Here is a 9,283-nt window from a genome sequence, read left to right as displayed (position 1 = left end):
TGCATCACGAAGAAGTCCTTGTAGTTCGGAGCACCGAGCGCAGCGTCGCCGCTCGGGTTGCCGATCTTCTCGCCGAAGACGAACAGGTCGTTGCGGAACGCGGTCGGGATGATCGGGAAGTAGTCCGTCATGATCTTCTCGTCCAGCGCACCCCAGGCGTCGGCCTGCTCTTCCGGCGGAAGGGTGGCGATGTTGTCCATCTCGGCGTCCACGTCGGGCTCGTTGAAGAAAGCCGTGTTGTAGACACCGTCAGCGCTCAGGAGCGGCGGGAGCATCGTGGAGCCGGCCGGCCAGTCGGAGCACCAGTTGACGCCACGGAGGTTGAGCGTCTTGTTGATCTTGTTGTCCGGGTCCAGCCACACGTCGTACGGCGAAACCTGGATCGGGATGGCCTTGACCTTGAAGCCAGCCGACTCCAGACCCTTGGTCAACTGCTTCTGACCGGCAACGGCCAGCGGGTCGACCTCGTAGTAGACCATCGTGATCTGGTAGCCCTCGGCGCCAGCCTCGGTCAGCAGCTCCTTGGCCTTCTCCGGGTTGTAGGTGATCTGCTCACCGTCGACCTGGAACTCCTTCTTGCCGGCCATGCCGGGGGGCATCACCGAGTTGGCCGGAACGCGGGTGACTCCGGGAACCTCGCCGGTGGCGAGCCACATGTCCTCGTAGGGGTAGGCGTACGCCAGAGCCTTACGAATGTTGATGTCGGTGATCTTGGTGTAGTCCGGCGTCAGCGTGGAGACACACTGGGCGGTCTGCTGCACGAGGCGGTCACCGAGCTCGGTGTTGGCCTGCTGGTACTTGTCCGAACCGAGCGAGGTGGCGATGGCCGTCTGCGAGTCGGAGTTGTCCGACAGCATGATCTGGTCGACCTTGGCCTGGTCCTGGTCGAACTTGAAGATCCACTCGTCGACGTACTGGTGACGAGCCGGGTCGCTATCGGGGTTCCACTGGTCGTTCTTGGTGAGGACCAGCTCCTCGCTCGGCGTCCAGCTCTGGATCGAGTAGGGGCCCGTCGAGAGGGGCTTGGTGCCGTAGTTCGGCGGCTGCGAGGCCTTGCCGAGCGGCGCCGGGCCCATCGCCATGAAGGCGCCCCAGTAGTCCATGTCGGGGAAGGGCTTGGCCATCTTGATGGTCACGTCCTGGCCATCGAAGCTGATCGCGTCGTAGGGCTTGCCCTTGTCGGTGTAGGGACCGGCGTAGTCCTGGCCACCCTCGAAGTAGTTCTTGGAGTACTCGGTGCCGGCACCGGCCGGGAACGTCTCCGCGTCGAGCGAGCGCTGGATGCCCCAGGCCACCTCTTCGCCGGTGACGGGCTTGCCGTCCTCCCACGTGGCGTCGTCACGGATCGTGAACGTCCACTCGGTGAAGTCCTCGTTCGGCGAACCGAGGTCGGTCGCCAGGTCGGGCACCAGGATGGGCTCGCCGTCAGGTCCACGCTTGTACTGCGTGAGCGAACGGTTCGTGAGCGCCTGCTGGATGGAGTTACCGAGAACGGACCAGCCCTCGGTGGGGTCCAGCGAGTTGGGGCCGGGGTCGCCGGCGACGTACACCGTGACGGTGCCGCCCTCGGTGGCTCCTTCGACGGCCTCCGCGGGTCCCTGAAGCTTTGCGTCCTTGCTTCCGGCGCCCTGACCCTTGAACTCTTTGTCGTTCGCCGTGTTGGTGCCCTCGTCACCACTGCCGCCGCCACAGGCAGCGAGAGTGATGAGTGCGGCACCGGCGACGAGCGCGAGCGGCTTGTTCCGCTTCATTCGTGTCCAGCCTTTCTTATCTGTGGTCGTGCCGTCGGCAGGTGCTGTCGGCAACGTCTGCATCGCTTCGGAAGAGATCAGCGACGAGTCTTGGGGTCCAGGGCGTCGCGGATCGCGTCGCCGAGGAGGTTGAGGGAGAGGACCAGCAGCACGATGCCGATCAGCGGCTCCCAGAGGTAGAGCGGGTACTGCTCGAAGTACTTGACCGCCTTGGCGATCGTCTGGCCCCACGACGCACCGCTGGTGACGCCGATGCCGAGGAACGCCAGGCCGGCCTCGGCGGCGCCCACCGCCGGCATCATCAGCGAGACGCTTATGTTTATGGGCGCCGCCAGGTTGGGCATGAGCTCCTTGATCAAGATCCGGTGGGTCGGCATGCCGAGCACCCGAGCAGCCTGGACGAACTCGCGTTCACGCAGCGAGAGCACCTCGCCGCGGACCAGTCGCGCCATGCTCATCCAGCTGAACAATGCCAACACGGCGACCAGCGAGAACTTCTGGATCGTGGCGTAGTTGTCGGAGGTGTTGAACCGCTCGTTGAGGATCGGCGCGAGCGTCAGCGCGGCCAGCAGGAATGGCACCGTGAGGAACAGGTCGATGAAGAAGGAGAGGATCTTGTCGACCATGCCGCCCAGGAACCCGGCGAGCAGTCCGATGGTGACGCCGACGACCGAAGCGAAGAGTGTCGCCAGGCCGGCGATCATCAGCGAGGTGCGGCAGCCGTAGATCCAGTAGGCGAGGTTGTCGTCGGCCGACTGGGGGGCGATACCGAACGGGTGCTCCGGGTCGAAGCCGTTGTTGGGCGGGCCCTTCAGGGGCATGCCGCCCCCGAGTGTGTCGAGGAACTGGCTGGGGAAGACCGTGTCGGTGTTGGCCCCGAACAGCTTGCAGATGAGGGGAGCGAAGATGGCAACGCAGAGGAAGAAGACGATCACGAAGGCGCAGAGCATCGCGATCTTGTCGCGCAGGAGGCGACCCATTGCGATCTGCATCGGCGATCGGCCGGCGATCGCCTTGGCCAACTTGGTGTTGGGATCAACCGGGCTCTCATCGGTCAACGAGCCCAAGGTCTCCGGTGCAGTCGGCTGCGACATGCTCTCCCTTAACTGGTCCGGGGGTTGCGGTCCATGGTGCTGATGGGGCGCCGGGGTTCTCCCGATGGTGCTGGCTGGACCAGCGGGGGGCCCGTCAGCGCCGAACGGGACTCTATGTGACGCTGACCTCACAGACGATCACCGACGCGTAACGATCCGGACACGACCGTCCGGCCTGCGACCGGAGATCTGCGGACGACTCAGGCGCCGGACGGGACATCCTTCGCCGCCGTGGCGTCCACACCGGCTTCCTTGCGCTGTGCGGCGGAGATCGGGGCGGGCGCAGCCGTCAGCGGGTCGAAGCCGCCCCCGGACTTGGGGAAGGCGATGACGTCGCGGATGGAATCGGTGCCGGCCAGCAGCGCGACGATGCGGTCCCAGCCGAAGGCGATGCCGCCGTGCGGCGGGGCTCCGTACTTGAACGCCTCGAGCAGGAAGCCGAACTTCTCCTGCGCCTCGGCCTCGTCCAGGCCCATGATCGCGAACACGCGCTTTTGGATGTCCTCGCGGTGGATCCGGATCGAGCCGCCGCCGATCTCGTTGCCGTTGCAGACGATGTCGTAGGCCCAGGCCAGGGCGTTGCCGGGGTCGGTGTCGAACGTGTCGAGCTGCTTGGGCGACGTGAAGGCGTGGTGCACCGCCGTCCAGGCACCGCTGCCGACGGCGACGTCACCCGCGGCGGTGGCGTCACCGGCGGGCTCGAAGAGCGGTGCGTCCACGACCCACAGGAAGTTCCAGGCGCTCTCGTCGATCAGGCCGCCACGGCGACCGATCTCGAGGCGCGCCGCGCCCAGCAGGGCGCGACCGCTCTTGACCGGGCCGGCAGCGAAGAAGATGCAGTCGCCGGGCTCGGCCCCGACGTGGGCGGCCAGGCCGGCCAGCTCGGCGTCGCTGAGGTTCTTCGCGACCGGTCCCCCCAGCTCGCCGTCGTCCCCGACGAGCACGTAGGCGAGACCCTTGGCGCCGCGCTGCTTGGCCCACTCCTGCCAGGCGTCGAGCTTCTTGCGCGGCTGGCTGGCACCGCCGGGCATCACCACGGCCCCCACGTAGTCGGCGTTGTCAGGAGAGAAGACCCGGAACGTGGTGTCCTTGAAGTAGTCGGTGCACTCGACGAGCTCCTGGCCCATCCGCAGGTCGGGCTTGTCGGTCCCGAAGCGGGCCATCGCCTCGGCGTACGTCATCCGCGGCAGCGGCGTGGGCACCTCGTAGCCGATCAGCGACCACAGGGCGACGAGGATCTCCTCGGCGAGGGACAAGACGTCGTCCTGCTCGACGAAGCTCATCTCGATGTCGAGCTGGGTGAACTCGGGCTGGCGGTCAGCGCGGAAGTCCTCGTCGCGGTAGCAGCGCGCGATCTGGAAGTAGCGCTCCATGCCCGCGACCATGAGCAGTTGCTTGAACAGCTGCGGGCTCTGCGGCAGGGCATACCAGCTGCCCGGCTGCAGGCGCGCCGGCACGAGGAAGTCGCGCGCGCCCTCGGGCGTCGAGCGGGTCAGGGTGGGGGTCTCGATCTCGACGAAATCGTGGCGGTCGAGGACGTCGCGAGCCGCCTTGTTGGCCTTGCTGCGCAGGCGAAGGGCGTTGTTGGGGCCGGACCGCCGCAGGTCGAGGTAGCGGTGCTTGAGGCGGGCCTCCTCCCCCACGTCGCCGCCCTTGGCCCCGCCCTTCGCAGAGCCGGCGTCGTCGATCGGGAACGGCAACGGGGCGGAGGTCGCAAGCACCTCGACTCCGGCCGTGCCGGGGGCAGCAACGATCTCGATGTCGCCGGTCGGGAGGTTGGGGTTCTCGTTGCCGGGCTTGCGCGCCACGACCTCGCCGGTGATTTTGAGGCAGAACTCGCTGCGGAGGCTGTGCGCCACCTCTTCGTCCCGCACGACCACCTGGACCACACCGCTGGCCTCGCGCAGGTCGAGGAAGGCGACCCCGCCGTGGTCACGGCGACGCGCGACCCATCCGGCGAGGACGACGGTCTGACCGACGTTCTCGGCGCGCAGGGCGCCGGCGTCATGGGTGCGAATCACTGGTTCTCCTCGAGGGTGGTGGTGCGCATCGTTACCACCTGCGGTCGCAGGTCGGCTTCGGGTGGGGTCCAGGTCGAGGGATCGGCCTCGACCTGGTCACCGGAACGGATGTCCTTGATCTGGTGGGTGACCGTTCCGTCTCCGGGGTCCTGGATGAACCAGACGAACGGGATGCCGCGGCGCTCGGCCGCGCGGATCTGCTTGCCGAACCTGGCCGCGTCGGCCGAGACCTCGCACGCCACACCGCGGGCGCGGAGCGCGGTCGCGACCGCCGTACTGGCAGCGCGGGCCTCGTCGTCGGTGACGGCCACCAGGACCGCGCTGGGCACCTTGCGGCTGCCGGACAGGACGCCGTCGGCGATCAGCGGGACGACGGTGCGAGAGACGCCGAACGAGATGCCGACGCCGGGGTAGGTCGTCTTCCCGTCGCTGGCGAGCGCGTCGTAGCGACCGCCACCACCGACGGACTTGAGCCGCTCGTAGCCGGCCATGAAGACCTCGATCACGGTGCCGGTGTAGTAGTCGAGACCGCGAGCGATGCGGAGGTTCGCCTCGACACTCACCCGGTCGGAGGTGAGGCTCGCGCAACCCTCGAGGACAGCGGCGAGCTCGACCAACCCGACGTCGAGCAGGTCGTCCTCGACCCCGAGGGCGCGCACCTGCTCGACGAACGACGTGTCGGCGACGCGGATGGTGGCGAGCCGCAGGCACTGCTCAGCCTGCTCCGGCGTGGCGCCGGCCTGCTCGAAGAGTTGCGCGGCGACTGTCTCGGCCGGCAGCTTGTCCAGCTTGTCGATGACTCTGATCGCAGTCGTCACGTCGGCGATGCCGAGTCCGCGGTAGAAGCCCTGGATCAGCTTGCGGTTGTTGACCTGGAAGGAGAGCGGCGGCAGCGGCAGCGCGCCCAGCGCCTCGACCATGACGCGCACCACCTCGACGTCGTGGTGGAAGCCGAGCGTGTCGCGCCCGACGATGTCGATGTCGGCCTGGGTGAACTGGCGGTAGCGGCCCTCCTGGGGTCGCTCGCCGCGCCAGGCGGGCTGGATCTGGTAGCGCCGGAACGGGAACTCGAGCTTGCCGGCGTTCTCCAGCACGTAGCGCGCGAACGGCACCGTGAGGTCGAAGTGCATGCCGAGCTCGGCTTTGGAGTCCGGCTCCGCGGCCAGCCGCTGGAGGACGAAGATCTCCTTGTCGATCTCGCCGCCCTTGGCCAGCCGGTCGATCGGCTCGACCACGCGGGTCTCGATGTTGGCGAAGCCGTGCAGCTCGAAGGTGCGTGAGAGCGAGGCGATGATCTCGCGTTCGACGACGCGCTGCTCGGGCAGGAGCTCGGGGAATCCGCTGAGCGGAGCGATCTTGCTCATGCGGGGTCCCCACGGCGTTGTTCGGGGGAGCGCAGCGGAGGAGAAGAAGGTCGTGGGGTGTTCATCAGAGGTCCTGGAGGTATGGGTTGGCCGCGCGCTCGCGACCGATGGAGGTCTGCTCGCCGTGCCCGGGCAGCACCACGGTGTCGTCGGCGAGCGGCAACACCTTGGTGGCGAGGCTGCGCAGCATCGTGGCGTGGTCACCGCCGGGCAGATCGGTGCGGCCGATCGAACCCGCGAACAGCAGGTCGCCGGAGAACATGATCTCGGAGATGTCCTGGTCGCCGTACGGCGTGCGGAAGGTGACCGAACCCTGGGTGTGGCCGGGCGTGTGGTCGACGACGAATCGCAGACCGGCGAGCTCGAGCTCCTGCAGGTCGGCGAGCTCACGGACGTCGTCGGGCTCGGCCCACTCATAGTTGCCGCCGAGCAGCATCTGGGTGGTCTCGCGGCTCATGCCCGCCATCGGGTCGGCCAGGAGGTGCCGGTCGCTCGGGTGGATCCAGGCCGTCGCGTCGTAGGTGCCGGCGACCGGGGCCACGCACCACATGTGGTCGACGTGTCCGTGCGTGACGAGCACCGAGACCGGCTTGAGCCTGTGCTCGCGCACGAGCTCGTCGACACCCGCGGCGGCGTCCTTGCCGGGGTCGATGACGACGCACTCGCTGCCGGGAGCGGTGGCGACGACGTAGCAGTTGGTACCCCAGGGTCCAGCGGGGAAGCCGGCAATGAACACGAGTGAGAAGTCCTTGGGCGATGGCAGGGTCGGGGTCGGCGCTCGAACACGAAGCGTCCGGGGCGTCAGCCTACCGAGGTGGCTCGTGACTACGATGGGCGACCATGAGCGCCGACAAGCAGTCCGACTGGGGCCGAGTGGCCGAGGACGGCACCGTCTATGTCAAGACCCCTGACGGGGAACGCACCGTGGGGCAGTACCCCGAGGGGACCCCTGAGGAGGCGATGAAGTTCTACACGGACCGGTTCGAGGCGCTCGCCTTCGAGGTGCACCTGCTGGAGCAGCGCATCGTGGCCAGCAAGCTCAGCCCCGAGGAAGCCGCCTCAACCGTCAAGACACTGCGCGAGCAGGTGGTGGAGGCCAACGCCGTGGGCGACCTGATCGGCCTGGCTGCCCGCCTCGACGCGACCGGTCCGGTGATCGCCATCCAGCGCGAGGCCAAGCGGGTCGAGAAGGCACAGCGCAGCGCCGAGTCCAAGATCGAGAAGGACAAGATCGTCGGCGAGGCCGAGAAGCTCGCCGAGAGCAACGACTGGCGCAACGGCGCCAACCGGTTGCGCGACCTCCTCGACCAGTGGAAGGCACTCCCCCGCCTCGACAAGGCCACCGACGATGTCCTGTGGCGTCGGTTCAGCGGTGCGCGGACGACGTACACCCGGCGCCGCAAGGCACACTTCGCCGAGGAGCACGAGCGTCGTGACGGCGCCCGCGTGATCAAGGAGCGACTGGTCACGGAGGCCGAGACGCTGTCCACCTCGACCGAGTGGGGTCCGACCGCCGGCCGCTACCGCGACCTGATGCGCGAGTGGAAGGCCGCCGGCCCGGCACCGCGCGACATCGACGACGAGCTGTGGAAGCGCTTCCGCGGGGCTCAGGACGCCTTCTTCGGTGCCCGCGACTCGGCCAGCGTGGAGCTCGACAAGGAGTTCGCCGCCAACGCCGAGGTCAAGGAGCAGATCCTGCTCGAGGCCGAGACGCTTGTGCCCGTCACCGATCTCGACGCAGCGAAGAAGACGTTCCGCGACCTCGCCGACCGCTGGGACGCCGCCGGCAAGGTCCCCCGCGAGCGGATGAAGGACCTGGAGGGGCGGATGCGCAAGGTGGAGCAGGCCCTCCGCTCGGTGGAGGACGACCAGTGGAAGCGCAGCGACCCGGAGAAGTCCGCGCGCGCCGACGACATCGTCTCCAAGCTCGAGGCCGGCATCGCTGACGAGCAGGCCAGGCTGGACAAGGCCAGGGCGGCCGGCGACGGCTCCAGGGTCACCCAGCTCGAGGACTCGCTCGCGAACAAGCAGGCATTCCTCGACATGGCCCGCAAGGCGTCCGAGGAGTTCAGCTAGTTCGTCACGCGGTAGGCGTCGAAGACGCCCGGCACCGAGCGGACTGCGCGGAGCACGTTGTCGAGGTGGGAGGCATCTGCCATCTCGAACGTGAAGCGGCTCTTGGCGACCCGGTCGCGGTTCGTCGACAGCGTGGCACTGAGGATGTTCACGTGGGCGTCCGACAGCGTGATGGTGATGTCGGAGAGCAGGCGGGCGCGGTCGAGCGCCTCCACCTGGATGTTCACCAGGAAGGTCGACTGGGAGCTCGGGGCCCACTCCACCTCGATCAGGCGCTCGGGCTGGGTCTCGAGCTCGGCGGCATTGGTGCAGCTGCGTCGGTGCACCGAGACTCCCCCGCCCTTGGTGACGAACCCCAGGATGGGGTCGGGCGGGACCGGGGTGCAGCACTTGGCGAGCTTGACCCAGACGTCGTCGACGCCCTTGACGATGACGCCCGAGTCGGTGCTGCCGGTCGTGGCCCGCGATCGGCGGGTGATGGTGACGCCCTCGGCAAGGTCCTCTGCGGCACCGTCGTCGCCGCCGTGCAGGTCGATGACACGACGCACGACGGCCTGGGCACTGAGGTTGTTCTCGCCGACGGCGGCGTAGAGCGCCGACACGTCGGCGTGGTTGAAGTGCGCGGCCGCCTGCATCAGCGACTCGTGCGTCATCAACCGCTTGAGGGGCAGGCCCTCCTTGCGCATCAGCTTGGCGATCTGCTCCTTGCCGCGGTCGATGGCCTCTTCGCGGCGCTCCTTGGTGAACCACTGACGGATCTTGGAGCGGGCGCGCGGTGACTTGACGAAGTTGAGCCAGTCGCGCGACGGGCCTGCGCTGGCTGCCTTGGAGGTGAAGACCTCGACGACGTCGCCGTTGTCCAAGGAGGACTCCAGCGGTACGAGCCGGCCGTTCACCCGGGCGCCGATCGTGCGGTGACCCACCTCGGTGTGCACGGCATAGGCGAAGTCGACCGGGGTGGCGCCGACCGGGAGCGG

The 9,283-nt window shown here is 68.0% G+C and carries 7 protein-coding genes; 1 reads left to right on the top strand and 6 read right to left on the bottom strand.

From position 1 onward, the window contains the following. The 5 genes from RMO85_RS02635 to RMO85_RS02615 all read right to left on the bottom strand — a co-directional run. Positions 1 to 1,751, bottom strand: a 1,751-nt coding sequence (locus RMO85_RS02635; RefSeq protein WP_310526307.1) for an ABC transporter substrate-binding protein, incomplete at its 3' end; no start/stop codon positions are given. Between the two features lie 77 nt (positions 1,752 to 1,828). Then, positions 1,829 to 2,845 carry an ABC transporter permease gene (locus tag RMO85_RS02630; RefSeq protein ID WP_310526306.1) on the bottom strand — a complete coding sequence of 339 codons (1,017 nt, stop codon included), beginning with the start codon at positions 2,843 to 2,845 and terminating at the stop codon, positions 1,829 to 1,831. 200 nt (positions 2,846 to 3,045) lie between these two features. Next, a complete protein-coding gene (gene aspS / locus RMO85_RS02625) occupies positions 3,046 to 4,866 on the bottom strand; it encodes an aspartate--tRNA ligase (RefSeq protein WP_310526305.1) in 1,821 nt (606 codons plus the stop codon). Continuing rightward, on the bottom strand, positions 4,863 to 6,230 hold the full coding sequence (gene hisS / locus RMO85_RS02620; RefSeq protein ID WP_310526304.1) for a histidine--tRNA ligase: 1,368 nt from the start codon (positions 6,228 to 6,230) through the stop codon (positions 4,863 to 4,865). The genes aspS and hisS overlap by 4 nt, the downstream gene beginning before the upstream one ends. A gap of 64 nt (positions 6,231 to 6,294) precedes the next feature. Next, positions 6,295 to 6,966 carry an MBL fold metallo-hydrolase gene (locus RMO85_RS02615; protein ID WP_310526303.1) on the bottom strand — a complete coding sequence of 224 codons (672 nt, stop codon included), beginning with the start codon at positions 6,964 to 6,966 and terminating at the stop codon, positions 6,295 to 6,297. A gap of 104 nt (positions 6,967 to 7,070) precedes the next feature. Between RMO85_RS02615 and RMO85_RS02610 the strand changes: the two genes are divergently transcribed. After that, positions 7,071 to 8,306, top strand: a complete 1,236-nt coding sequence (locus RMO85_RS02610; RefSeq protein WP_310526302.1) for a DUF349 domain-containing protein — start codon at positions 7,071 to 7,073, stop codon at positions 8,304 to 8,306. Here the strand turns inward: RMO85_RS02610 and RMO85_RS02605 are convergent. Continuing rightward, positions 8,303 to 9,283, bottom strand: a 981-nt coding sequence (locus RMO85_RS02605; RefSeq protein WP_310526300.1) for an ACT domain-containing protein, incomplete at its 5' end; no start/stop codon positions are given. The genes RMO85_RS02610 and RMO85_RS02605 overlap by 4 nt on opposite strands.

This window comes from Nocardioides sp., assembly GCF_031422975.1.
In the GTDB taxonomy this organism is placed as follows: domain Bacteria; phylum Actinomycetota; class Actinomycetes; order Propionibacteriales; family Nocardioidaceae; genus Nocardioides.
Note: the sequence above shows the minus strand (reverse complement) of the source record. Positions and strands in the feature narration are given on the sequence as shown.

Excerpts from the sequence above, each read along its gene's own strand:
- RMO85_RS02630 (WP_310526306.1), bottom strand. The coding sequence starts at position 2,845 with ATGTCGCAGCCGACTGCACCGGAGACCTTGGGCTCGTTGACCGATGAG.
- hisS (WP_310526304.1), bottom strand. The coding sequence starts at position 6,230 with ATGAGCAAGATCGCTCCGCTCAGCGGATTCCCCGAGCTCCTGCCCGAG.
- RMO85_RS02610 (WP_310526302.1), top strand. The coding sequence starts at position 7,071 with ATGAGCGCCGACAAGCAGTCCGACTGGGGCCGAGTGGCCGAGGACGGC.